The sequence below is a fragment of the Flavobacterium sp. genome (genome assembly GCF_040402895.1).
In the GTDB taxonomy this organism is placed as follows: Bacteria; Bacteroidota; Bacteroidia; order Flavobacteriales; family Flavobacteriaceae; genus Flavobacterium.
In genome coordinates this window covers 29,633-56,027 of sequence record NZ_JBBALR010000008.1, presented here as the reverse complement: position 1 = coordinate 56,027, position 26,395 = coordinate 29,633, and the positions used below count along the sequence as shown (strand labels likewise).

25 protein-coding genes and 1 tRNA gene are annotated in these 26,395 nt (G+C 29.3%); 6 read left to right on the top strand and 20 right to left on the bottom strand.

What is annotated here, in order from left to right; genetic code table 11:
* Positions 1-84: 84 nt before the first annotated feature.
* The 3 genes from ABWP60_RS08160 to aroB form a co-directional block, all read right to left on the bottom strand.
* Positions 85-1,059 carry a deoxyhypusine synthase family protein gene (locus ABWP60_RS08160; RefSeq protein WP_353151097.1) on the bottom strand — a complete coding sequence of 325 codons (975 nt, stop codon included), beginning with the start codon at positions 1,057-1,059 and terminating at the stop codon, positions 85-87.
* Between the two features lie 4 nt (positions 1,060-1,063).
* Positions 1,064-2,479 (bottom strand): type III PLP-dependent enzyme domain-containing protein, encoded by a 1,416-nt coding sequence (locus ABWP60_RS08155; protein ID WP_353151095.1) that lies wholly within the window; start codon positions 2,477-2,479, stop codon positions 1,064-1,066.
* Positions 2,480-2,576: 97 nt separating this feature from the next.
* On the bottom strand, positions 2,577-3,647 hold the full coding sequence (gene aroB / locus ABWP60_RS08150; RefSeq protein ID WP_353151093.1) for a 3-dehydroquinate synthase: 1,071 nt from the start codon (positions 3,645-3,647) through the stop codon (positions 2,577-2,579).
* 98 nt (positions 3,648-3,745) lie between these two features.
* Here aroB and ABWP60_RS08145 point away from each other — a divergent pair, with 98 nt between their 5' ends.
* Positions 3,746-4,915, top strand: coding sequence for a proline dehydrogenase family protein (locus ABWP60_RS08145; protein ID WP_353151090.1), 1,170 nt, complete (start codon positions 3,746-3,748; stop codon positions 4,913-4,915).
* 67 nt (positions 4,916-4,982) lie between these two features.
* Positions 4,983-6,527: a T9SS-dependent choice-of-anchor J family protein gene (locus ABWP60_RS08140; protein WP_353151087.1), complete on the top strand. Its 1,545-nt coding sequence runs from the start codon at positions 4,983-4,985 to the stop codon at positions 6,525-6,527.
* A gap of 96 nt (positions 6,528-6,623) precedes the next feature.
* Here ABWP60_RS08140 and ABWP60_RS08135 read toward each other — a convergent pair whose 3' ends face one another.
* The 4 genes from ABWP60_RS08135 to ABWP60_RS08120 are packed head-to-tail and all read right to left on the bottom strand — an operon-like array spanning position 6,624 to position 9,052.
* A complete protein-coding gene (locus tag ABWP60_RS08135) occupies positions 6,624-7,037 on the bottom strand; it encodes a thiol-disulfide oxidoreductase DCC family protein (RefSeq protein WP_353151340.1) in 414 nt (137 codons plus the stop codon).
* An 8-nt stretch (positions 7,038-7,045) separates the two neighbouring features.
* Positions 7,046-7,441, bottom strand: coding sequence for a glyoxalase (locus ABWP60_RS08130; protein ID WP_353151084.1), 396 nt, complete (start codon positions 7,439-7,441; stop codon positions 7,046-7,048).
* Positions 7,442-7,464: 23 nt separating this feature from the next.
* Positions 7,465-8,724: a mechanosensitive ion channel family protein gene (locus tag ABWP60_RS08125; protein WP_353151081.1), complete on the bottom strand. Its 1,260-nt coding sequence runs from the start codon at positions 8,722-8,724 to the stop codon at positions 7,465-7,467.
* Positions 8,725-8,773: 49 nt separating this feature from the next.
* Positions 8,774-9,052 carry a DUF3817 domain-containing protein gene (locus tag ABWP60_RS08120; protein ID WP_353151079.1) on the bottom strand — a complete coding sequence of 93 codons (279 nt, stop codon included), beginning with the start codon at positions 9,050-9,052 and terminating at the stop codon, positions 8,774-8,776.
* Between the two features lie 186 nt (positions 9,053-9,238).
* Between ABWP60_RS08120 and ABWP60_RS08115 the strand changes: the two genes are divergently transcribed.
* Both ABWP60_RS08115 and ABWP60_RS08110 read left to right on the top strand, forming a co-directional pair.
* Positions 9,239-11,152, top strand: a complete 1,914-nt coding sequence (locus ABWP60_RS08115) for a DUF294 nucleotidyltransferase-like domain-containing protein (protein WP_353151076.1) — start codon at positions 9,239-9,241, stop codon at positions 11,150-11,152.
* 5 nt (positions 11,153-11,157) lie between these two features.
* Entirely contained in the window at positions 11,158-11,745 is a 588-nt protein-coding gene (locus ABWP60_RS08110) for a 3'-5' exonuclease (RefSeq protein ID WP_353151073.1), read from the top strand.
* A gap of 57 nt (positions 11,746-11,802) precedes the next feature.
* Here the strand turns inward: ABWP60_RS08110 and acs are convergent, their stop codons facing one another.
* A complete protein-coding gene (gene acs, locus ABWP60_RS08105) occupies positions 11,803-13,710 on the bottom strand; it encodes an acetate--CoA ligase (protein ID WP_353151070.1) in 1,908 nt (635 codons plus the stop codon).
* A gap of 40 nt (positions 13,711-13,750) precedes the next feature.
* The gene (locus ABWP60_RS08100; RefSeq protein ID WP_353151067.1) at positions 13,751-15,727 is read right to left on the bottom strand and encodes an alpha-ketoacid dehydrogenase subunit alpha/beta; all 1,977 of its coding nucleotides are present in this window, start codon (positions 15,725-15,727) and stop codon (positions 13,751-13,753) included.
* 185 nt (positions 15,728-15,912) lie between these two features.
* Between ABWP60_RS08100 and ABWP60_RS08095 the strand changes: the two genes are divergently transcribed.
* Together ABWP60_RS08095 and ABWP60_RS08090 are read left to right on the top strand one after the other, a co-directional pair.
* Positions 15,913-16,299, top strand: a complete 387-nt coding sequence (locus ABWP60_RS08095; protein WP_353151065.1) for a DUF4258 domain-containing protein — start codon at positions 15,913-15,915, stop codon at positions 16,297-16,299.
* Between the two features lie 79 nt (positions 16,300-16,378).
* Positions 16,379-16,456 (top strand) — tRNA-Val (locus ABWP60_RS08090).
* Between the two features lie 180 nt (positions 16,457-16,636).
* Here the strand turns inward: ABWP60_RS08090 and ABWP60_RS08085 are convergent.
* The 11 genes from ABWP60_RS08085 to ABWP60_RS08035 form a co-directional block, all read right to left on the bottom strand.
* Positions 16,637-16,984 carry a hypothetical protein gene (locus ABWP60_RS08085; protein WP_353151062.1) on the bottom strand — a complete coding sequence of 116 codons (348 nt, stop codon included), beginning with the start codon at positions 16,982-16,984 and terminating at the stop codon, positions 16,637-16,639.
* A gap of 142 nt (positions 16,985-17,126) precedes the next feature.
* A complete protein-coding gene (locus ABWP60_RS08080) occupies positions 17,127-17,744 on the bottom strand; it encodes a hypothetical protein (protein ID WP_353151059.1) in 618 nt (205 codons plus the stop codon).
* Between the two features lie 11 nt (positions 17,745-17,755).
* Positions 17,756-18,727: a hypothetical protein gene (locus tag ABWP60_RS08075; RefSeq protein ID WP_353151056.1), complete on the bottom strand. Its 972-nt coding sequence runs from the start codon at positions 18,725-18,727 to the stop codon at positions 17,756-17,758.
* Positions 18,728-18,751: 24 nt separating this feature from the next.
* Positions 18,752-19,720: a DUF6175 family protein gene (locus tag ABWP60_RS08070; RefSeq protein ID WP_353151052.1), complete on the bottom strand. Its 969-nt coding sequence runs from the start codon at positions 19,718-19,720 to the stop codon at positions 18,752-18,754.
* Between the two features lie 9 nt (positions 19,721-19,729).
* Positions 19,730-20,218 (bottom strand): hypothetical protein, encoded by a 489-nt coding sequence (locus ABWP60_RS08065; RefSeq protein ID WP_353151049.1) that lies wholly within the window; start codon positions 20,216-20,218, stop codon positions 19,730-19,732.
* A gap of 12 nt (positions 20,219-20,230) precedes the next feature.
* Positions 20,231-20,710: a hypothetical protein gene (locus ABWP60_RS08060; RefSeq protein ID WP_353151046.1), complete on the bottom strand. Its 480-nt coding sequence runs from the start codon at positions 20,708-20,710 to the stop codon at positions 20,231-20,233.
* 117 nt (positions 20,711-20,827) lie between these two features.
* Positions 20,828-22,159 (bottom strand): hypothetical protein, encoded by a 1,332-nt coding sequence (locus ABWP60_RS08055; protein WP_353151043.1) that lies wholly within the window; start codon positions 22,157-22,159, stop codon positions 20,828-20,830.
* A 182-nt stretch (positions 22,160-22,341) separates the two neighbouring features.
* Positions 22,342-22,701: a hypothetical protein gene (locus tag ABWP60_RS08050; RefSeq protein ID WP_353151040.1), complete on the bottom strand. Its 360-nt coding sequence runs from the start codon at positions 22,699-22,701 to the stop codon at positions 22,342-22,344.
* Between the two features lie 324 nt (positions 22,702-23,025).
* Positions 23,026-23,766 (bottom strand): response regulator transcription factor, encoded by a 741-nt coding sequence (locus tag ABWP60_RS08045; RefSeq protein WP_353151038.1) that lies wholly within the window; start codon positions 23,764-23,766, stop codon positions 23,026-23,028.
* 54 nt (positions 23,767-23,820) lie between these two features.
* A complete protein-coding gene (locus tag ABWP60_RS08040; RefSeq protein WP_353151035.1) occupies positions 23,821-24,636 on the bottom strand; it encodes a sensor histidine kinase in 816 nt (271 codons plus the stop codon).
* Between the two features lie 193 nt (positions 24,637-24,829).
* Positions 24,830-25,906, bottom strand: coding sequence for a tetratricopeptide repeat protein (locus ABWP60_RS08035; RefSeq protein WP_353151032.1), 1,077 nt, complete (start codon positions 25,904-25,906; stop codon positions 24,830-24,832).
* Between the last annotated feature and the right edge of the window lie 489 nt (positions 25,907-26,395).

Genomic DNA, 26,395 nt, shown 5'->3' with positions numbered 1-26,395 from the left:
CTTGTTTGCCTTAATCAATTTTAATTGTCAAATTTAGTATTCTAATTTTAAAATTTAAATTTTTTTAAAACTTTTTTTTTCTTATTACCAACCTAAGATATAAGCAAAGATTAGAGGTGTCACTATAGTTGCGTCTGATTCTACAATAAATTTTGGGGTGTCTACATCTAATTTTCCCCAAGTAATTTTTTCATTTGGAACCGCTCCAGAATACGATCCATAACTTGTAGTTGAGTCTGAAATCTGACAGAAATAACTCCAAAATGGTACGTCATGCATTTCCATATCTTGGTATAACATGGGTACCACACAAATTGGGAAATCTCCTGCAATTCCACCTCCAACTTGGAAAAATCCAATTCCTTTTCCTGAGCAGTTTTTTGAATACCAATTAGCCAACCACATCATGTATTCAATTCCGCTTTTTGTAGTTGCTGCTTTAAAATCACCTTTAATACAATAAGATGCGAAAATATTACCCATCGTACTGTCTTCCCAACCTGGAACAACAATAGGTAAATTCTTTTCTGCTGCGGCAACCATCCAAGAATCTTTAGGATCAATCTCGTAATATTGCTCTAATACTCCTGAATTAATCATTTGATACATAAATTCATGCGGAAAATATCTTTCGTTATTTTTGTCTGCTTTATTCCAAATATCATATAAATGTTGTTGCAAACGACGAAATGCTTCTTCTTCAGGGATACAGGTATCGGTTACTCTATTGAAATGATTATCTAACAACTCTCTTTCATCTTCAGGAGATAAATCTCTGTAATTTGGGACTCTTTTATATGAATTGTGTGCCACTAAATTCATAATATCTTCTTCTAAATTGGCACCTGTACAAGAAATAATATGAATTTTATCCTGACGAATCATTTCTGCTAATGATTTTCCTAACTCAGCCGTACTCATAGCACCCGCTAAGGTTACCATCATTTTTCCGTTCTCTAATAAATGGGTTTCATATCCTTTTGCTGCATCAACTAAAGCAGCTGCGTTAAAATGTAAATAATGTTTTTGTATAAACTGACTAATTGGTCCTTTACTCATGGGGTTATTTATTTTCGTTCTTGTTTTTGTTATATCCTAAAATTTCTAAGACTTGTTCAGCATTTTGTTGTTCAGAAAAGACTTCGGTTGCAAAAATTCCGTTTTTGTCTTTATCAATTAATATGTGTTTGGGTTGTGGTAAAATACAGTGACTTAATCCGCCATAACCACCAATCGTTTCTTGGTAAGCACCTGTATTAAAAAAGCCAATATACAATGGTTTTTCTTTATTGTATTTAGGTAAATATACGGCGTTCATGTGTTGTTCTGAATTGTAATAATCATCACCATCACAAGTTAAACCACCTAAAAGCACCCGCTCATAAATATCATTCCAACGATTGACAGCTAACATTACAAATCGTTTATTTATAGCCCAAGTATCCGGTAAAGTTGTAATAAAAGATGAGTCAATCATGTTCCAATTCTCTCTATCATTTTGTTTCTTTTGATATAAAACTTGGTATAATACGCCACCAGCTTCGCCAACTGTGAAAGAACCAAATTCCGTAAAAATATGAGGAACATCAATTTCCGCGTCATCACAAGCAATTTTTATTTGATTCAATATTTCATCAACCATATATTGATAATCATATTCAAAAGCAAGTGAATTTTTGATAGGAAAACCACCTCCAATATTTAAACTATCCAAAGAAGGACATTCTTTTTTTAGCGCAATATATACTTTTAAACACTTTACCAATTCGTTCCAATAATAGGCTGTATCATTAATACCGGCATTAATGAAAAAGTGAAGCATTTTAAGTTCTACCTTTTTATTATCTGCAATTTGCTTTCTATAAAATGGTAAAATATCTTTGTATCCAATTCCTAAACGTGAAGTATAAAATTCGAATTTTGGTTCTTCCTCGGCAGCAATTCTAATTCCGATTTTAAATTTTCCTTCTATTTGTTCTTGAAGTAAATCTAACTCTTCAAAGTTGTCAATAACAGGAATGGTGTTTTTATGACCATTGTTAATTAAACGAGCAATATTTGTTACATATTGGTCGCGTTTAAAACCATTACAAACTATAAACGAATTTTTGTTTATTTTACCCTGTTCCATTAGGTTCTCAACGATATTAATATCAAAAGCAGAAGACGTTTCAATATGAATATTGTTTTTTAGAGCTTCATTTAAAATGAATTCAAAATGAGAACTTTTAGTACAATAGCAATAAAAATATTTGGCTTCATATCCATGCTTTTCCATAGCATTTCTGAACCACATTTTAGCTCTATTAATGTTTTGAGAAATTTTTGGTAAATACGTAAATTTCAATGGCGTACCATATTGTTCTACTAATTTCATCAAATCAATACCATGAAAATGCAAATTATCTTTATTCAAAGTAAATTCTTCCTGTGGAAAATAGAAAGTTTGATTGATAAGGTCGGAATATTTTGTATTCATTTGACTACTACTAAATTAATTAATTGAAATATGTGCCATTTTTGTTGAGCAAAAGTAAAAATAATATTACTAAAAAAAGAAGTAAATGAAAAAAAAATTAATTCTTCAAATAATCTTCAAAGGCTAATAAAATAAGTGATTCATCAACTATTTGATTGATTTTACTTTCACCAATTTTATTTAACAAAGTATATTGTACGTTTCCAAACTCATTTTTTTTGTCGAAAATCAACAAATTCATAATATTTTGGATGTCGGCTTCATCAAAAACAATTTTTTCAAAAACATCTGTAATAATGTATTTTATCTCTGCGTAACTTTCTTTAGAAATAAAATCTAACTTATAAGATATGAAACTTTCTAAAATCATACCAACAGCAATAGCTTCGCCATGAAGTAATTGTTTTTTATTATCGGATTCTAAGCAATAACTTTCAATAGCATGTCCTAAAGTATGTCCAAAATTCAATGCTTTTCTTATCCCGTTTTCTTTTAAATCTTGAGAAACAATTTCGTTTTTTATTTCAATTGATTGTTTTATTAAAATATCTAAATCATCTGTATTTAAGTCATTTAAGTTTTTTAATTTATTCCAATATAACTTATCGTAAATTAAACCATGCTTTAGCATTTCAGCCAATCCAGAACGCATTTGATTTGACGGCAACGTTTCTAAAAACTTTGAAAGAATCACAACAGATTTAGGTTCGTTTATTACACCAATTTGATTTTTAAGATTTCCTAAATCTACTCCATTTTTTCCACCAATCGAGGCATCTACCATTGCCAAAAGTGTCGTAGGAATATTAATAAAATCAATACCTCTTTTAAACGTGCTGGCCACAAAGCCACCAATATCTGTAATCACGCCACCACCTAAATTTAATAGTATGCTTTTTCTATCCGCATCTAAATCTATTAACGTGTGCCATAAATCTATACAGGTGTACATGTTTTTGTTTTCTTCACCGTCTTCAATTTCAATAATTTCAATCTCAATTTCTGTAGGTAAATTAGACAAAAAGTAAGGCAAACAATGTTCATTTGTATTTTCATCTACTAAAACAAAAATTTTAGAATATACATCGGGTTGCAACAGATTTTCTAAATACAAAAAACTGGTTTCGTTAAAATAAATGGTATATGTATTAGATTGAATAGGTGTCATTGATTTTTTTATAAATTCGTTACAAAATAAATTAAAAAATATGAGAAATCATTCGTTCAATAAGTATATTTGCATTCCTTAATATGTATTTAATAATAATGGATAAAATATTTAACAATACAGAAAAAGCATTTTCGCTTAAATCTAACTCTGAATTAAACAGAGCGCACTTTTTATTTCAAATGATTGGGAAACCAGCATTGGTAAAAATAGGGACTTCCTTAACTAATTTTGCTTTGAAATTTCATTTACCAGTTGAAGGCATCATAAGAAAAACCGTATTTGATCATTTTTGTGGTGGCGTTAGCGAACAAGATTGTTTACAAGTGGTGGCAAAAATGCATACTAAAGGCGTTTCCTCTGTTTTAGATTATTCCGTAGAAGGTAAAGAAGAAGAGGCGCAATTTGACGCCTGTTTAAAAATGACAATAAAAACCATTGATTTTGCTAAAGAAAACAAAGCCATTCCGTTCGCTGTTTTTAAACCTACCGGTTTGGGAAGAATTGATTTGTACGAAAAAGTAGGCGTAAAAGCAACATTAAGTACTAAAGAACAAGAAGAATGGAATAGAGTAGTGGCACGATTTGAAAAAATTTGTCAATACGCCTTTGATAATGACGTTCAACTATTAATAGACGGTGAGGAATCTTGGATGCAAGATGCTGCAGATGAAGTAGTGGAACGCATGATGGAAAAATTCAACACCAAAAAAGCAATTATTTTCAACACCTTACAATTATACCGATGGGACAGGGTGCCCTATTTAAAAGCACTTCATCAAAGAGCAAAAGAAAAAGGGTATCATATTGGCATGAAATTAGTTCGTGGTGCTTACATGGAAAAAGAAGCCAACCGTGCGTTAGAAAAAGGGTATAAAAATCCAATTTGCGAATCGAAACAAGCTACTGACATTAATTTTAATGATGGATTAAACTATATGTTGGATAATATTACTGAAATGGCTGTTTTTTCGGGCACTCACAATGAAGAAAGTTCGTATTTACTAATAAATTTAATGAAAGAAAAAGGCATTTCAAATAACGATTCTCGAATTTGGTTTGGCCAATTATATGGCATGAGCGATAATATTAGTTATAATTTAGCAGCCAATAATTATAATGTTGCTAAATACTTACCCTTTGGACCTGTTAGAGATGTAATGCCATATTTAATAAGACGGGCACAAGAAAACACATCTGTTGCGGGTCAAACAGGTAGAGAACTAACTTTGATAATTTCGGAACGAAATAGAAGAAAATTGAAATAAAAAAGTTAAAAATTTTCTTTTTTATAAAAGAATTCCTAGATTTGAATGAATTTTAAAAATTATTTATATGAAAAAATCTTTACTATTATTATTAATTCCTTTTTTATCAACTGCTCAGATTTTTCAATCTGGATTTGAAACTGTAAATGGTCCACTTTCACAATGGACTCTTTATAATGAGGATAATTTAACTCCAAATGCAGCCGTTAGTTTTGTAAACGGGGCATGGGTTCAATCGTTATCAGAATTTGACAACAATGTAGCGTTAAGTACATCTTGGTATACACCTGCCGGCGCTTCTAATGATTGGATGGTAAGTCCAGCTATCACTTTGCCTTCTGGAAGTTCAACTTTATATTGGCAAGCTAGAGCATATGATGTAACCTACCCTGATTCGTACAAAGTTTATGTTTCTACTACAGGAAATAATCCATCAAATTTTACTACACCATTAGTTACTGTAGGAGATGGTACAATTACTGGAGAATCTATTACTTGGCAAAATAAAAGTTTGGACTTATCGTCATTTGCGGGACAAACCATTTATATTGCTTTTCAAAATTTCTCTAATGACATGTTTTTACTAGAGGTTGATAATGTGTATGTAGTAAGCGGAACTTGCCCTGCACCTGCTAGGTTGATGACAAATTCAAATATTGGATTAACTAGCGGAACTTTTAATTGGACTGCAGCGACTGGTGGAATTACTGAATATGATTATTCTTGGGGTTCACCTGGTCACACACCAACAGTAACAAATACAGTTGCTGCTAACTCTGTTACAATGAGTTCATTAACTGCTAATACACGTTACCAATATTTTGTAAGAAGTAAATCTGGAACAAATAGAAGTGGTTGGATTGGACCATATTCGTTATTTACTGCTGTTGCTGGTGCACCATCATATAATTATGGTTTTGACAATACAAATGGATATTCAACTGATGGTTGGTCTGGTGGATGGTCATCAAATAATACTGCTGGAAATCCTCAAGCTGGAACTCAAATGGTATTCTCAAATTCTAGTACTACAGTTGGCACAGCTACAAATAGATGGCTTTTTTCTAGACCAATATATTTAGAAGCAAATTCAAATAATGTAATTAAATTCTATTTGAGAAGGTTTACAGCAACCACAAACGCTCAAAGTATTAAAATGACAGTTGGAAATCAACCAGTTGTTGCAAGTCAAACTAATACATTATGGTCATCATCAACTTTTGCAAATGCAGCTTGGACTGAATATACCGTTAATTATACACCTACTTCTTCAGGTACTTATTATTTCGGTTTTCATCATTTTACTCCAGGAGTAGCTGGGGCTGTTTCATTAGGTTTAGATACATTTAGTTTAACTTCACTTCTTTCAAATGAAAGTTTTACTATGAATAATTTTGATATCTATCCAAATCCTGCATCTAGCGTATTAAACATTTCAAATACTAATAATATTGAAATCAATAACATTTCTATTACTGATCTTAATGGTCGAGTTATTAAAAATGTAAATGGTAATACTACTATAAATGTTTCAGATTTGAATGCAGGTGTCTATTTTGTTACAATAGAATCAACTGAAGGTAAATCAACTAAGAAATTTGTTAAAGAATAATATTTCATTTATAAGTAAAAAATTAAACGACCAGATTATACTGGTCGTTTTTTTATTTTAAAAAAAAACTGCATGCTTTTTATTTAATTTTAAATACTACTTTAAAAATTTAAAATTTATAGCTTCAGAGGGCAGTAAACAACTCTCTTTTTTTCCATACCATTTATATCTGTTTTTGGCAATGTAATCATAAAGCAGATTCTTAACACCTAACGGAATAAAATTAAAAACCAATAACAATTTAATTGGAAATGATAGACTCTTAACAATCCTAAAAACGGCTTCTGATTTTATAAAATACGCATAACCAGGTTCATAAAGAATGATACTATCCAATGCAGGATCAATACCTAAATAAGTAATTATTTTTTGTCCGGTTTCACTTTGTATGGCCACAAATCTAAAAGTATCGTTTGTATCGTATTTTATTATAAAATTGACCTTGTCGTTACAATAATTACAAACACCATCAAAAAGTATGATTTTTTTATCTTGAGGTAGGTGATTGATGAAATCCATTACTCGTCAACTAGTAATTGAATTTGACTTCTATATCTTTCGATTAATAATGTCATCATCCGTTTATTTAAATTAGAAGAATTTTTTATATATAAAGCGTAATCTTCAATTGTAAATAAACCAATTATTATACCTTTCAAAGCGTTTCTAAATTTTATATCTTTTTGAATTACATTTTCTATGTATTTTTCCTTTTTGTCTGGAGAAAGTGTAAAGAATATTCCTTTTTGTTTGACGGCATAATTAATAAAGACTTGCAAAAGCAACTCGTTTTGAAATTTTAAAATAGGCCGTAAGGTATTGTTCTGAAATGCTTCTTCAGTTAAAGTATCTAAAAAATCAACACCTAATTTTTCGGATTTAATAGCGGATAATAGTTCGTTTCTAGTCGACATTTGAATTGTTTTTAAATTACTTATTAATCTATATTTAATAAATTTAATTTTTCAGATTTAACATGTTGTACTTCAAATAATTCTAAATCAAAATAAGGAATAGAAGCGATAATGTGATCAAAAATATCTGCCATAATATATTCATAATTTTCCCATTTTTTATCTTTACTAAAACAATAAATTTCTAATGGGATACCTTTATCTGTTGGCTGTAAATGTCTGACCAACAAATGCATATCTTTATTAATTCCTGGATGTGTTTCAATATATTTTTGAATGTATTTTCGAAACAAACCTAAGTTTGTCATATTTCTACCATTTACATTTAATGTTTTGTCGATATTATTCGCTAGATTAAATTTATTAATATCTAATTTTTTTTTATCAATATAATTGGTAACAAACTGGATTCTTTTAAACGATTCTAATTCTTCATCTTTAACAAAACGAACAGTAGCGCCTTTAATTAAAATATGTCGTTTAATTCTTCTACCATCAGAATTAATCATACCACGCCAATTTCTAAAACTGTCTGAAATTAAACTATAGGTTGGAATAGTGGAAGTGGTATTGTCAAAATTTCTGACTTTAACCGTTGCTAAATTAATTTCTTCTACTTCGCCATCTGCACCGAATTTATCAACAGTTATCCAATCTCCGATGCGAACCATATCATTAACTGTAACTTGAATACTGGCTACAAAACCTAAAATAGTATCTCTGAAAACTAAAATTATTAACGCCGAAATGGAACCAAAAGCAGTTAATAACGAACTTTTTTTAGTATCAAAAAGCAATAAAATTATAGATAATAAAGCATAAATCCATAATACAATCATAATTACTTGAATGTAGCTATCTATTGGTTTATCATTATATTTTGGTAATGTTTTTAAATAATCTTTCAACGAATTAAAGACACTTCGAACAATGAAAAGCGATAAAATAATAATGAATATTTTCACACTTTTTCCAAATAAATTTTCCCAATACACAAAATCATCTAAAACTATTGGAATTTTTATACTTATAAAATATAGTGGTACTAAGTGGGCAATATATTTAGCTGTTTTATTGGCTACTAAAAAATCATCAAATGTAGATTTTGTGTAGGTTGCCACAATAGCCAAACCAATTATTAATATTTTTTTTGCTAAAAAATCAATAGCATAAGCCAAAATCATTAAAACTAACAAATTGACGAACAAATTTCCATATAAGGTAAAATCTGCACCAAAATCTAGTTGCTTTAAGAATGGCTTTATAAGGTCGAAAACTTTCATAAATGAAAAAAATTATTTTTTATTTTAGAATATGCGAATTTTAAGCGTTTTAATTTAAATATTTTTTATCTACCCAAAATGTTCCAAACGGAATAAAAGAGGCAAGTATAATGATACTAAAATCTTTTAATTTCCAGTTTTTCTCAGCTTTCAATAAAAATGCTAGTATAATGTACAAAATAAATAAAATACCATGAAGCATTCCGAATGGTTTTAAAATCAATTTATATGTATCAAAATAATTTGGTTTTAAAACCAACATATTAAAAATTAAAACTAAAAAAGAAATTCCTTCAAGTAGTGCTATTTTTTTAAACCAGTTTAACATAGTTGCGTTTATTTAATATTTGCTACAAAACTAAATAATGTTTACCAATAAACATCCAATTTAAGATATTTTTAAATATTATTTAATGAATTATAATATACATTATGTAAAATAGAATATTTTAAAAAGGAGAACTAATAATAGAATAATTTGTTTAAATTTGAAATGTATTTACTACTCCAACTCATGAAGAATACTTTTGCAGAAAATATTGTAGATTTTTTAAAACTTTATGAGCCATTTAAAAATGTGGCTTACGAAGACTTATATACTATTGCTTCACAAAGTGAAATTATTTATTTGGAAAAATCCAAACGATTATTTAAAATAAATGATGAATTGCATCCTAATTTTTACATAGTACATTCTGGAATAATTCATTTAACAAAAATTATTGATGCTCAAGAAACTTTAGTATCTAAATGTTATGTGGGATCTATTTTTGGATTAAGACCATTTTTTGCTAAAAATAATTATTCTTTAAATTCTATAGCAAATGAAGATGCTGTAGTTTATGCTATTCCTATTATTTTATTTAAACCACTTTTGGCAAAATACACCAGCGTAATGGATTACTTTTTGGAGAGTTTCTCCGAACAAACCAAATCAAACGGTGAAAATTATCAAAATCTTAAAGCTATTTCTGAAGCCAGTTCTGATAAAGAGTTGACTGATTTTTCTTATTTTCAGGAACTAGATTTTGACAAAAATCCACTTGTAACTCCAACGCATACCAGTATTTCTAATGTGGCGAAGAAAATGATTGACACCAATAAATCCTACGCAATTGTTACAAATAATGCACGAATAATTGGTTTAATTACAGATGCTGATTTTAGAAAAAAAATAGCGTTTGGAAATATAAATTTAGATGCTGATTGCACCACATTAATGCAACAAAACGTTTCGATTGTCGAAGAAACTATATCTGTTGCAGAAGCACAATTATTACTTTTGAAAAATGAAACCAATTATTTGTGTGTTACCGAAGATGGTACAGAAAACACTCGTATAAAAGGTATTATTTCGGAACGAGATATTATAAAATCGCAATCAAACAATCCAGGCGTTTTACTTGATGAAATTAGAAATTCTAAAAATTTTGAGGAATTAAAATATGTGCATTCCAAGTATTTATTTGTAATTCAGAATTCGTTTACCAAAAGCATCCCTATTTTTCATATAAACAACACCGTTGGAGGGGTTTTACATGCCATTATTCAACAATGTATAAAATTATCTATTGAAAAAATGGGCTCACCTCCTGCTCGTTTTGTTTGGCTTTCTCTAGGAAGTCAAGCTCGAAAAGAACAATTAGTTTTAAGTGATCAAGACAATCTAATTGTTTTTGAAAATGTGGCTGCTGAAAAACATCGTGATGTAAAATTTTACTTTGTGCAATTAGCAAAATTAGTCATTTCAAACATGGAAATCTTAGGTTATAAACCTTGCCCTCATGAACATTTAGCTAGTAATATAAATTGGTGCAAATCGTTATCAGATTTTACAACTATTTATACCAATTGTATAAAATCGCCAGGGGAAAACATGTCGAATTTTAATGGGATTTTCTTTGATTTCGAATATATTTATGGTGAAACAAAAATTAAAGATTCGTTAGAAATAGCGATTCATCAGAGTTTATCCAACAATACTTTGTTTTTTGATTACATTGGTAATCAATTACTTAGGCTTCCTCCTGCTTTAACTTTTTTCAAGAAATTTGCTGTTGAAGAAAACGGAAAACATAAAGAACTATTTAATTTAAAAGAAAAAGGGTTGCAATTTTACATTGATGCGGCACGAATTTTTGCATTAAGTCACAACTTAAAGGGTATAAATAATACTTTTTTACGATTTAAGCAAATGGCGATAATTGATACAAAAAACGCTGAAAAGTACCTAGATTTTGCTGAAAACTACATAAAACTGCAAGAATTAAGAGCAAATGAAGGTATAATTAATGATAATGATGGTGCTTTTATTGATCCAAAAAAACTATCTAAAATTGATAAAGAGGAAATGAAAAAAGCCTTACTAGAAATTGAAGATGTTATAGATTTAATTAAGGCAAAATATAAATTAACCCAATTTTCATAAAACATATGTTATCAAAATTATTTCATAAAGAATATCCTGAATTTTGGAAAAAATATTCTGAATCTTTTAAAAATCCAGCTACTAAATACGTTGTTATTAGTATAGAAACATCTGGTTTAGATACAGAAAAAGATGTGATAATGTCTATTGCAGCCACATCTGTAGTTGAAAATAGAATTTTATTAAAAGATTCATTTGAAATATTTGTTCAACATAACAAACCACTAGATTCAAGTTTAGACAATGAATTTATTACGGTTAGTAAAGTGGAAAAAGTAGCTGAAGATATTGCAATTGAAACACTTATTAATTACATTGGAAACTCGATTTTAATTGGACATAGAATAGATTTTGATATCGAAATGCTAAATTATGCTTTAAGTCGTTTGAAATTAGGGAAAGTAAAAAATGAGGTCTATGATATTGAAGCAATGTTTAATAAAATTGCAGATACAAACGAAAAAAAATACGCATTAGAAGAGATGAGCAAATCTTTAAATATGGCTATAAGTAATAGAAATTCTGTAGCCGATGATGCTTATTCAATTGCTATATTATTTTTAAAACTTAAAAGTAAATTAGGAATTAAATAGATTCAATAAAAAAAAAGAGGCACTAACTAGTACCTCTTTTATATTACTTTATGTTAACTATATTTTTTCGTTTTTAATTTCTTCAACGATTTCAGGGTTTAATAACGTAGAAATGTCTCCAAAATTAGAGAAATCACCTTCAGCAATTTTTCTTAAAATACGTCTCATAATTTTTCCAGAACGTGTTTTTGGCAAACCCGAAACAAATTGAATTTTATCTAATTTAGCAATCGGTCCTACTTGGTCTGAAATTAATTGGTTGATTTCTTTTCTTAAGTTATCCTGATTTCTGGTTTCTCCTGTTTCTTTCAAAATTACAAAACCATATAACGCATTTCCTTTAATATCGTGAGGGAATCCTACAATAGCACTTTCTGCCACTGCTGGATGCTCATTAATAGCATCTTCAATTGGTGCTGTACCTAAATTATGTCCTGAAACAATAATTACATCATCTACTCTACCCGTTATTCTGTAATATCCAACTTCATCACGTAAAGCACCGTCTCCAGTGAAATATTTACCTGGGAAGGCTGTAAAATAGGTTTCTTTATAACGTTGGTGATCGCCCCAAATAGTTCTTGCCATTGACGGCCAAGGAAATTTAATACATAAGCTACCTGTTACTTGATTTCCTTCAATTTCGTTTCTTAATTCGTCCATTAAAACCGGTTGAATTCCTGGTAATGGTAAAGACGCATAGGTTGGTTTTGTTGGTGTTACGAAAGGTATTGGCGATATCATAATTCCACCTGTTTCAGTTTGCCACCAAGTGTCTACTAATGGGCAACGCTTCCCTCCTACGTGGTCGTTATACCAATGCCAAGCTTCTTCATTAATTGGTTCTCCAACAGATCCAATCACTTTTAAAGAACGTAATGGAAATTTTTGAACATAGTTTAAATTCTCTTTGGCTAAAGCACGAATGGCAGTTGGTGCCGTGTAAAATTGATTGACTTGATGTTTTTCAATTACTTCCCAAAAGCGACTAAAATCTGGATAAGAAGGTACCCCTTCGAAAAGTACTGTTGTAGCTCCATTTAATAACGGACCATATAATATATAGGAATGCCCTGTAATCCAACCAATATCAGCGGTACACCAAAACACGTCATTTTCTTCATAATTGAAAACATTTTTAAACGTATAAGCGGTGTAAACCATATAACCTGCTGTTGTATGTAACATTCCTTTTGGTTTTCCGGTAGAACCTGAGGTATATAGGATGAATAAAGGATCTTCGGCATCCATAATCTCAGCTACATTATTTCCTAAAGCAGCATCTAAAAGTGGTTGTAACCAAACGTCACGACCTTCTTTCATGTTTACAGAAGTATGTGTTCTTTTTACTACTAAAACAGTTTCAACACATGGACATTTTTCTAATGCTTCATCTACGATTCCTTTTAAATCAATTGATTTATTACCTCTAAATCCACCATCAGCAGTTATTACCATTTTACATTCCGAATCGTTAATTCTTGCCGCTACAGCTGAAGCTGAAAATCCAGCAAATACTACCGAGTGAATGGCTCCAATTCGCGCACAAGCTAAAACAGCAACAGCTAATTCTGGAATCATTGGTAAATATATACAAACTCTATCGCCTTTATTTATGCCTTGTTCCCGTAATACATTTGCCATTTTAGAAACGCGCTCATATAATTCTTTATAAGTTATATGTAATGCAGCTTCTTTTGGATCGTTTGGTTCAAAAATAATGGCTGTTTTATCGCCACGTTTGGCTAAATGTCTGTCGATACAATTTTTAGTAATGTTTACTTTTGCATTTAAAAACCATTTAAAATTGGCTTCTTGCATGTCTACATCAAAAACTTTATCCCATTTTTGATACCAAGTAAAGTTTTCATCAGCAATACGATCCCAAAATTTTCTTGGTTCGCGTACTGATTTTTTGTACATTTTAAAGTAATTTTCTAAATCCGTAATTTTATAATAACTCATAATTTGTTTGTTATTTGGTTTCAACAGCCAAAGTTTAGTATTAAAAAGCTATCAATTCTTTTAAAGTTATTTCAAAACGTGCTTTTGGCAAATATTGATCTTCAATAGCTTTTACAAATGGAATTGGTGTTTCTAAACTTCCAACTCGTCTTACGGGAGCATCTAAATATTCGAAACAATTTTCCATAATTAAAGCTGAAATATCACTTGAAATTCCCCCAAATAAAGTATCTTCTTGCAAAATGATGCATTTACCTGTTTTCTTAACTGAGGCAAAAATAGTATCTATATCCAAAGGTTGTAAGGTTCGTAAATCTAAAACATCTGCAGAAATTTCAGGATTTTTAGCCAATGTTTCTAACGCCCAATGCACGCCTGCTCCAAACGAAATAACAGTAACGTCATTACCTTCTCTTAACAAAGCAGCCTTTCCAAAAGGAATCGTATAATAATCGGTAGGAACATCCTGATTAATAGTTCTATACAATTGTTTGTGTTCAAAAAACAAAACTGGATTTGGATCGTTAATGGCTGTATTTAATAAACCTTTTACATCATACGGAAAAGCCGGATACACCACTTTTAAACCAGGTGTTTTAGTAAACCACGCTTCATTGGTTTGCGAATGAAAAGGACCTGCTTGAGTGCCTCCACCGCAAGGCATTCGTACCACCACATCGGCTTTTTCATTCCAACGGTAATGCTGTTTAGCTAATAAATTTACTATCGGATTAAATCCTGTTGAAACAAAATCTGCAAATTGCATTTCTACAATAGCTTTACACCCGTTTATGGACAATCCCATTCCGGTTGATACTACGGCACTTTCACAAATAGGTGTATTTCGCACACGTTCTTTACCAAATTCAGCTACAAAACCGTCTGTAATTTTAAATGCACCGCCATATTCTGCAATATCTTGACCCATTATTACTAAATCTGGGTGACGTTGCATTGATTCTCGTAACGAATGAGAAATTGCATCTATAAATCGTATATTTTCTGATGCTTCCGATGGGTTTATTTCTTCATGAGTATAAGGCGCGTAGACATCATTTAATTCTTCTGCAAGATTAGCTACCACTTCTTCTGCTGCTTGAGTAATTGCCCAATGTTCCTCTATTTCTGCTTTAATAGCTTCTCGAATTTGAGTATCTTCTGTTTCAGACAAAACATCGGTGGCGATTAAATATTTTCTGTAATTTTCAATTGGATCTTTTTCTGCCCAAATATCCATTAATTCTTGTGGGACATATTTTGTGCCACTCGCCTCTTCGTGTCCTCGCATTCTGAAAGTTAAAAACTCTAACAAAACAGGACGAGGATTGGCAATCATTGATGATTTTAATTCTGAAATTTTATGGTAAACTTCTAAAATATTATTCCCGTCAATAATATGACTTTCCATACCGTAACCGATACCTTTATCCGCTAAGTTTTCACAACGATACTGTTCGTTTGTTGGTGTAGAAAGTCCGTATCCGTTATTTTCAATAACAAACAATACTGGTAAATCCCAAACTGCGGCAATATTTAATGCTTCATGAAAATCACCTTCAGAAGTAGCGCCTTCACCAGTAAAAACAGCAGTTACTTTACCATTTTGTTTTAATTTATTTGCCAAAGCAATTCCGTCTGCCACACCCAATTGCGGACCCAAATGGGAAATCATTCCAATAATTTTATATTCTTGAGTACCGAAATGAAAACTTCTGTCTCTACCTTTTGTAAAACCCGTTTTTTTTCCTTGCCACTGAGAAAATAATCGATGTAAAGGAATGTCACGCGAGGTAAATACACCTAAATTTCTATGCATTGGCAAAATGTACTCATCTGCATCTAAAGCACAAGTAATTCCAACAGAAATGGCTTCTTGTCCGATACCTGAAAACCATTTGGATACTTTTCCTTGACGTAATAAAATTAGCATTTTCTCCTCGATTAATCTCGGTTTAACTAATTTTTTATATAATTGAAGTAGTGTTTCGTTGGATATTTTTTGTCTATCAAAAATCATAATATATTTGAAATGAAATTTTCTTCAAAAGTAACAAAAATAACATTTCAAAAGAATTATGTTAGAATAATAATTTGTGAAAAATTATTTTATTTAATGTGATATCTTACAAACAAAATAAGAAAAAATAGTTTTTTGACAATCCTTTTTATAGTACTATCTTTGCCGTATTAAAATTTAGTATAATGTCTTTACGATACAGATTAGCTTTTTATTTATTCGGATTATTAATTGGGTTTTATTTTGTTGGAGAATTTTTATCTGCAAAAGCAACTTCAAGAGGCGTAGCTTTTTGTTATTTTCCAAATTGTCGTGTGATTAAAGATATTAGAAGTAAGCCCTTTAAAACTTCAGCGGCAGTTGATAGTATCTTTGCTAAAAAAACAACTACTATGAAAGCCATTGATGAAGCAATTTCTAACGGAGATGTAGATTTTTCAAAAAGTAACATTCCCTATAAAAATGGAAAAAAATACATCATTGAATCTCAATTGGCTGAAAATAAAAAAGTTACACTCACTATTATAAACGAAACAAATAAAGTCATTTTAGAGGATATAAAATTTAATTAATTATTTTTTATTTTAACTTGGATATCTATATTTAGAGTGTATATTTGCAGACGCATTGATTAATTATTGCATTTTATTGGGGCAATTAGCTCAGCTGGTTCAGAGCACCTCGTTTACACCGAGGGGGTCGGGGGTTCGAACCCCTCATTGCCCACCATCCCGGACAGATTCAATTTTTTTTGAATCTGTCTTTTTTTTATCCTTTGCGAAGCACTGTTAATACTGGATATTTTTAAAAACAAAGGGTTAATATCTGCGGTTCGAACTTTTTTATTTTCAAATTGGAATTTTTTTGGAAATATCGAACCAATTAGTTTTCGCTTCTCTACTTAAATAATTAATTTTTATTTCTTTTATTTTTAATAAGTTGCGTCAAATCATCTGCATAATCTGTGGCGCTTACCACTAATTTTTCAACATCGGCATCTTTGGCTTCAGGATATAAATTTTTAATTTGAGAAATCGTATTTTGAATTTCTACTAATGCTTTTTGGTTGTCTTTTGCAGCAAATGCTTCAGACATTACTTTTAAAGATTGGTTCAATATCGCAATGGCATACAACTTTTTATGTTGCGATTCCAATAGAATTTCAAAGTTTTGTGTAGCGGGAACCCATTTTAAATAGGCTTTTTCTTCTGTAAACACGCGTTTTTGTTTTCTATAATCAAAATAATTCATTTTCATTATAACGGGTTCTTTTTGTTTTAATATATATAAAACGTCATGCTAGTAAGATTATTGTTAAAAAGTTAGTGATGTGTCAACTAATCTATATAAAAAAATACCTGCAATTACTTACAGGTATTTAAATTATATCTAATGTTTTTTATTTCATTTGTTTTGCAAATACTTTTAATGTATTGAGCAAGACTGGAATGTCATCTACTTTTGATTCTGTCCAAAATTCGATTTGATCACCACCCGGCTTATCACCCAACGGTCCATAATCTGCAATATGAATTGTAATTCTTAAATCCTTTTCATCAATTAAAAAAGAAAAAAACATTTCATTTGATTTAAAAACATATTCCTTTGACTGTTTTTTATATGTTGTCTTCAAGTTTGGCACAATATCTCTTTCTATATAAGCTATCATTCCAATAACATCATCTTTATCAATAAAAATAGTTCTTTTTAGCATTCCTTTTGTAACAGTTGGAGTTGTAGTTATGCTTGACTCCTGAGGTTTAACTTCGGCATCTAATTGCAACCCTTGCAGTACAATTTTTTTATCTGGTGTAGAAAAAACTATTGGATACAATTTAACGGTTTCACCTAAACCCGATTTAAAGGAAGCAATATTAGTCCAATCTCTAAAAAAATTAAATTCTTGATTAACTAAAATATTTTTTCTAATTACCGAACTACCTTCAATAGCCCTCTGAATTTGAGCATTTACCGAAAATGATATAAAGAATGCTATTATATAAATATATTTTTTCATGTTTTTTTTATTTACCACCATCCGTAAACATTATACTGAAGTACATTGGCTTTTGGTCCGTTACCATATGCAACTCCAATATCCCTAATTGCTTTTATTGATGCTTTTTCAATATCAACATTATCTTGTTGTTGTTTCATTTTAAAACTCCACTCACGTTGATCAATTTCTTTAATTCTTTTTGCAATTGCATTTGAAAAATTTTGAGCTTCAGCAAAACAAGATGCATTTGGATCAATTTGCCCTAAATAGTTAGCTGCAGTACTGGCGCCAGAAGCATCTTGACTTTGGTTCCAAGCATTTTTAGCTTCCATTAAATTAGCTTTACATTGACGATCTATTTGTTTTTGATAAATAGGTGCAACAGCAGTCATTGCTTTATCGTAACAAACTTTACAAACTTCTGGAATAGATGTTAAAGTTGCAATTGCAGCATCAAATTCATTTTTACTTGTAAGCATTTCAGCTTCTTTTAAAATAAAGTCGCATTTACTATTGTAATATTCAATAATTTTTGTTTTACCTTTTTCAATAAATGATTGGTATTTTGGATCAGTTGTTTTTAAATTCTTAAGCGCAGATATATAGGCTTTAGTTTCAGATTCTCCAATTCCTTTCACCTCAGTTGAAACACTAGCAAATTTAGTTCCACTTATACCATCTCCAATATACAAAGTAACATCTAAAACATAGGCCTGTAATGGTGGAGCAGTAGCTGTTAATTCTTTAGAGATAATATTAATATTTGCTGTAATTATGAATCTTTCATTAGAAGATTTTCCTCCTAATCCATTTTGTGTAACAATTTGGCTTAATTTATTGGCTAAACTACTACGAGCCGCCTCAGGCATTTGTTCAATTTGATTAGGAACAAAAGTTGCCAAAGTAATTCTGGCAGCGTCGTCGCTTTTACCTAAAGTGTTTTGAGCAAATAAGTTACAATTAATTGCAACTATAAGACTTAAAGTTAGTATTGATTTCATTTTTTTGAAAATTAAAAATTAATATTATTGACTTTTTCCTCCAATAACTACAACCGTTTTACCGGTACCAACTGGATAAGAAGCACAAGGCAACTGATAGGTTTTACGTAGATATTTTCTCAATTTTGTACCGAAACCATCTGCATTAAATGAACTACCATCTTCTCCTCTTAAAGGTATTCTTACCCCGGTAAATCTCATAAGAGTTGATGATTTTGTTTGTAAGGTTGCAGCGCCATTTACTGTATTAGCTTTAACCCATTTTTGAATATCATCTGACAATTCATCTCCGTCATCATTGATTTCTGTATTCATTTTTTTAGGCGAATTTTCAAATACTTGAATTTCAACTGAAATTTCTCTACCTTTATTTACCATCTCGTCAAAATAAGTCATTAACTGAGCGTTAAAATTATCAATGTGCGATAAAACTGCAGTTTCTAACATAACACCTAAAGTAGCACCAATTAATTCGTTTCCTGTTCCATCTGCAGCACCAGCTGGTTTATTTGTACCCGCATCCATTGCTTTCATTGAAAAATAAACTGATTTTTTAGGTCCTACGGTATTAACTGTCCAACTAACATACAAAATTAAATCTGGTCTTGCAGCGTTAAGTAATTTATCTTTAAGACTTACTTGAACATTATTTCCTTCCTCACTAGTTTCCATACTTTTAATAGCTTCTGCATCCTGTATGGATTTTAGTGTTTGAGAAAGATTTTCCAAAGGATAACCTCTGTCCAACATTATTTTTTCAATTTTAGTTATTACCTGACTTAACTCGACGTTCAACAATGCCTTTGAATAATTAGGTACATCAACTTTTACACCTTGATTATCTATTTCAGTTAAAAAACCATTTGTCTTTAACCATACATCATCTGGAAAAACCATGATGGATGGTTTGTTAACAGCTTGAGAAAAAGCTGAAAAGCATATCCCATTTAAAGATATAGCTAAAATTATTATCTTAATTAATTTAGTTTTCATTTTTTAATATTAGTTATTTAAAATTTTGTCTTTAATCATTTGTTTTTTTAATTCTGATCTTAATACACGAATAATAATTCTATATGATTTTTGCGAACCTGATTTACCCCTGTTATTAATTACCTCAAAATGATAATCTGATCCATCTCTAGCAGAAATAAATTTTTGATATTCTCCTCCATCTTCAAAAAATTTATTGAAGTAGTCTTCATTCTTTCTCAAAACATTTACTTCTAGTAATACCGGAGCAGGATTACATTCTAATTTTCCATTTAAAATTCCGTTAAAAAGTACATCTCTAACTCCATTTTTTTTGGCTTGTTCAATAGCGTCTGCTCTATTTCTGCCTACACCACCAACTCTTAATGTTTGAGACCCATCACCTTCAACACCCAAACACTCTGTTTTAAATGTATAATTTGCTGTGATATCAGTACCTGTTTTACAACTTAATAAAAACAAACTACTTAATATTGTAAAAAAAACAATTCGTAACATATAATATAATTATTAGTTAAAACCAGCTCCTAAAGCTTTTATAATTCCCGCTTCTTCTAAGTCTTTTCTTAATGCAGTAACATTAACAACTACCACTACACCAACTTTATATTCCTTACCAATTTTCATTCTATCTTCTGCTGCAACAGCACCATCATTAGTAATGGAAACAAACTTCATGTATTTACCACCATCAGCGAAAAATGGTTTGAAAAAATCTGCTTTTTCTTCTTCCAAATTAACATTATTAGTTAAAGGCTTTTGACCTGATACTGTTGATGTTCCAGTAAAGCCTTTGAAAATAACACCATGAACAGCATTCTTTTTCGCTTGTTCAATTGCAACATCAGGTTTTTTGGAGTAAGACCATACTTTAACTAAATAAGTACCTTGAGTACCAGTTTGTACAACTTCTATTTCATATCGCCAAGCTTCTGTATCTTTATCTGCTTTTCTTTTGGCTTGTGCATTAACACCAATTGAGTAAAACAATATTGATATAAATAGAAAACTAATTTTCTTAAAACTATTATTTATTTTCATAAGTATTTTATTTTAATAAGATTTTTGTTAATTTATTGGTTTAAACTAATATTATATTATATTATATTATTTTATTTGTCTAATTAATAAACCAGAATAAAATTTCTTTCCACCATCAAATGTAGTGCGGTCTATTACTTGCTTTTTATCTTTTCCTTCTTCTGAAGCAGTTTCAACTTGACCTAAACCATCGTTATACGAATTATCCCAAATTAAATCTTTATCAACCTTAATAGTTCCAATATTCTTATAAGTAGCTACTCCTGTTTTCTCGTCAATATTTTGTTCAAGGACTTCAAATTTCTCTCCTCCTTCTAACCCTTCTTTTGTTCCAATTTTGGCTGTTATTGGATAACCTGTGTAAAGTGGAGTTTTGGTTTTAAAAACATCATATTTTTTTTGAAGTTTAGCATAAACATTATCAATAATTCTTTTTGTAGACAATGTAATTACTTGTTCTTCAGTTCTCTTTTCTTTAAAAGAAAAAGTAACTAAACCAGAAGCACTTTCATCTCCTACAAACTCTAATTTAAACAAATCTGTTTTATCAAACGCTTCTTTTTTCTTAGGATCTAAATTATCTTTTTCCATATACATTTCAGTAAAGAAAGTATTTGAAATCGTATCGTTCCAAACCAATTTATAAAGAAATGACGTTGCGAAAATTGAATAACCTTCTTTTGTTTTTTCATAAACTGCATCTAAACCTTTATTTGCTTTATCAATTAAAAATTGAGGTGAACCCGCCATATTGCTGATAATTTGTGCCTTTGCAACATCTCTAATAGCGGCAGCAACTGGCTCATTTGCATAAAATTTAAATTTATTTATAACGATAAAAGTATTACCAATTAATTCAAATCCTGCAGTCTTTAATAATGCCTCACCATCACTAGATTTTTGAGCATTTTTAGTTTCTAAAAATGAGGCATTAAAAACCCCTCTATCTGCAACTAAATTCCAATCAAAACTTCCATCAGATTGTCTATTAAACCATTTAGCAACAAGCTTATTAGCGATTCTTTCTTTAGTTAAATATTTCTGAATTCTTAATGGTAATTCTTTGTTAACTGAATCTATAGAAATTTCAGCAGCAGCAGACAATAATTTTCCCATTTTTGAAGGCTTATAAATTGAAGCTTTCTCTTCAGCTGTTAATGTATATTTTGCAGGGTCAAATGATTTTTCACCAATAGTATGTTCATTGTATTTTTCAGGAAATGGTGATTCGTTAAATGCTTTTAAAACAACCTCCTTTTTTGGAAAATTATCTGATTCAACTACCATTGTATGTAAAGAACTTCTTCGATACTTTACATCCACTGGGGTTTCTTGTGCTTGTGAAAACGATACAGTTCCTAACATCACAAAGCAAATTTGCATAATTTTTTTTCTCATTTTTTTTTTACTATAAAATCCGTTTTTTTTTAAATGGTATCTGACTCCATTGAAACATTTTGGAAATTAAATAAGTATATAATTTTTAGTTGATTTGGGGTATCAATAACGCTAAAAATATTATTTTAAATTTGAAACTGAGAAAATAGAGTAATAAATTAATAACTTTTTCATTCTTATTATTAATCCATTAGTTCATAAACCATTTCACCATCAGAAGCTACAATTACAATTTTATTTCTGTAGGCAAAAATTTTACCAACTCCGCTTCCAGATTCTGGATTCATACAATTAGTAAAAACTGCATAACGATTATCTGAAGATTTTTGTGTAGAGCAATTCATAAAATAGTGTTTGTCACCATATGAGTTTATAAACGTAATTCCGTTAGTGTTGAGTTGGGATATATATCCATATTTCACGACTAAACCTGTTTGCTCATTTTTAAAACTCCTACCCTCTAAGTAATCTGTAATGTCCGTCTGAGAAAAAACAGAAAAAGTGGAAGAAATTACAAACAATATTGACAATAAATTTTTCATTTTTGTATTTTATTTATACAATTTTACGAAAAAAAAAATTACAAAAAACATATTTGCAATCATTAATGTCAATATTTGTCGTTTTATATACTGTGAATTTTAAAAAAAATCAAATAATTTACAATATAAATCAGTAAAATATAGCCCTAAATCAAATATTAAATAATTGTTAATTTTTTAATATTTTTTAAAGTTTTGAGGAAAATAAAAAAGAAAACACAATAATTATAAGAAAAAACTAATCAGTTATCTAAAAATATTTAAAAAAAAGTCATTATTTTTTTGATAAGATTATTTTAACTTTATTAAATTTAGTTCACTTTTTTAAGATTTGTAGGCTTTCCTAAACTCATTTGGCGTTTTTCCTGTGAGCTTTTTAAATATAGTACAAAAATTTCCATGACTCAAAAAACCCAATTGATAACTAATTTGTCGAGTTGGAATAGCGGTTTCAATCAGTAAAGTTTTACATTTTTCAATCTTTCTTTGGTTAATAAATTTTAATGGCGTTTGTCCAACATACTTTGTAAATACCCGCTGAAAATGCTGAGACCCCCATTGTGTTTGCGAAGCTAAAATTTTAATATTTATATGATTGTCAATATTATCATTAATATAATCGATGGATTTCTTTAAAAAAAACGGTACTTCATTAGTAGTATTTTCTAATAAGTAGGGTTCTTCATTTATTCTTTTATAATAATTATGTAGTACTATAGACACATTAATTTTAATGTCAATGGCTTTAAACGGTTTTACTAAATACCCCTGGGGCCTTGTTTTATATGCCCTATCTAAGGTGATTTTATCAGAATATGAAGTAATATAAATAAAAGGAATGATCGTTTTGGCTATTATATAATTTCCTAGATCAATTCCATCTTTGTCTTTTTTGAGATTAATATCAATTATTACTAAACTTATTTTTTTAGTGTTAAGTACTTCTATCGCATGTTCAACACTTTCAACATTATCAATTACATCATAATCTTCTTCTAGTAAAATATTTCTTATGTTTCTTGATATCAGAAATTCGTCTTCAACAATTAAAATAGTATGTTTCATAAAAATTTTCTTATTTTTTGACTAATTCTTTAATGACTAACTAATACTTTTAAGCTAAATATTTCTGAAAACCAAAGTGTATTTAGTGCCTTTTGACCGAACTTTAACAAAATTTCCCTTTAATTGTTTGGCTAACATTTTTACCAAATTCATTCCAAATGATTGAGTAGTTTCTTGATTTTCATGAAAACCAATACCATTGTCAAAATAAGTTAATTTAAACTCGTATTCTGACATTTGCTCAATTGCTATTATTACTTTTCCTTTTTCTTGGTTAGGATATGCATATTTAAATGTATTTGTTAATAATTCATTGACAATAAGAGCCATTGGAATTGCCGTTTCAATATTCAAAAAAATATTTTCTACTTCAATTTGAATAGTAATATTATCCATTTCCGAGCTCAATGCAGCTTTTAAAAAACTTACTAATTGTTCGAGATAAAGATTGAAATTAATTCTATTCAATTGGTCATTCTCATATAAACTTTGATGTATCAAAGCTATTGTTTGAATTCGAGTTTCCGAAACTTCTAAAAACTCAGTAATGTTTTTGGTTTTACCTTCTTTTGCTTCTAGACCTAGCAAACTAATAATAATTTGCAAATTATTTTTAACACGGTGATGAATTTCTTTTAACAATAAACTTTTCTCTATCAATGATTCTTTAATCTGTTCAGAAAATTTTTCAAGTTCGCTATTTTGAAATGTAATAAGCTTGCTTTTAATTTTGTTGCGTCTATAAAAATAAACTAAAATTATTAAAATAATAAGTGTTAGTAATAAAATGGAGGATGTAAAAATCAAATAATTTTGTTGAATATTATAAGCTAATTCTTTATTCTTTTTCTGTAAGGTTAATTCTTTCAATCTCAAATTTTTCTCTTTGCTATCAAATTTAAGTAGTAATGCATTTATATCATTCTTTTTTTCATTCTTAATTACTTTAGTATTTAAGTCTGTATACTTTGAAAGATTTTTGTAGGCATTAGAATAGTCACCAAGCAAATACTGGATAGTTGCTAAATCTTTATAAAAATTTCTGTAAATTTCACTTGAACTTTTATCTGATTTTATTTAATGTATTTACAATATCAACACTTTTGGTTTGATAATACAAAGCTGACTTGTAATTCTCCCTAATTTGATAATTTTTTGCTAACAAATTATAAGCTTCTACTTTATATTTATCTGAAACGGGATATTCTATTATTTTTTTGCAGTATTTAATTGCCAAATCTGTTTCATTTAAAGAAGTATAAATTTCAGTTAAAACATTTAAATTATTAACAATGATTTCAAGGTTGCCTATTTCATAATTAATCTTATTTGCTTTTAAAGCATAATTTAATCCTTTAGTATACAATTTAGCACCATTATATGCAGAAGCTACAGTTGTAAATAATAATGACTTTGTTTGAATATCTAAATTTTCGGTTTTATCTGCTAGTTGTAATATCAAATCAGAATATTCGGAAGCTTTATCCCAATTTTCATTATATATGTACAAAGTAATCAGCTCGTTGTAGCAATTGATTACTCCCAAATTATTTTTTATTTTTCCATAGTAAAAAGCAGCGGTATTTTGAGCTTGTAAAGCTTTATCTAACTGATTTTTTCTAGCATAACTGCAACCGATAAAATACTGTAATGCTGCAATTTGGTCATAAAATTTATATTTTTTTGCAATTACAAGAGCATTTTCTGCCTTTTTCTCAGCAGAAGTAACATTACCAAGGTAGTAATTAGCAATCACGTTATAATATGTTGCATCTAAATATTTCTGCTTATTATTATTCTTTGTAAAAAGTATTGAAGCTCTATTAGAATATACAACAGAACCTTTAAAATCTCCTAAAGCAATCAAATATGAAGCATTTAATAAAGAATATAAGCCTAAGCCATTATTTTTGTTTTTCTTTTGAGCATCTGTTTTTAAAATCTGAACATAGTGTTTGTATTTGGCTATATCCTTTGAAAGGTAAATAACACACAAATCAAACATATGCTCACACCTTAGTGAGTCGTTTTGCTCTTTTTCTATTTTTTTTAAAATTCTATTTATTCTCTTTTCATCTTGAGCGTAAATACAATTACAAGTAAATAAAACAAGGAACAAAAAAAAAATTACTTTTTTCAAAATCTATTCTAAATTTTAGTTAATAATAAAAAAAATGACGCCTTTTTCATTTTTTTTAATTTAAGTGGTTAATTTAATTTGACTTATGTAGTATTAATAAAAGCAAGCGAATTTAGAATTTTTCAATAAAATAAGTGTTCTGAAAAAAGTAATATGTACTTATTTTAGATATTGTTTTACATAATTGAAAAATAATTAATTTAAATGTAACACAATTTTTGTACATTCATAATCTATTAAACATCTTCAAAAATAAAAAAAATAACAAACAAAAAAAATAATAAAACAGCCAAAAACATAATTAACTCAAATAAGACTAATTAACAAAAACATTTTCTGTAATTATTAACTTTAGAAATGAAAATCTAACAAAAGTTAATTTTATAAAACATTTTAACTAGGATTACCACAAAAGATTATTGCAAAAAAATAAATAAGAATACGCTTATAAACTTCTATTTTACATGCTGTATCGGAAACTTAATTTAA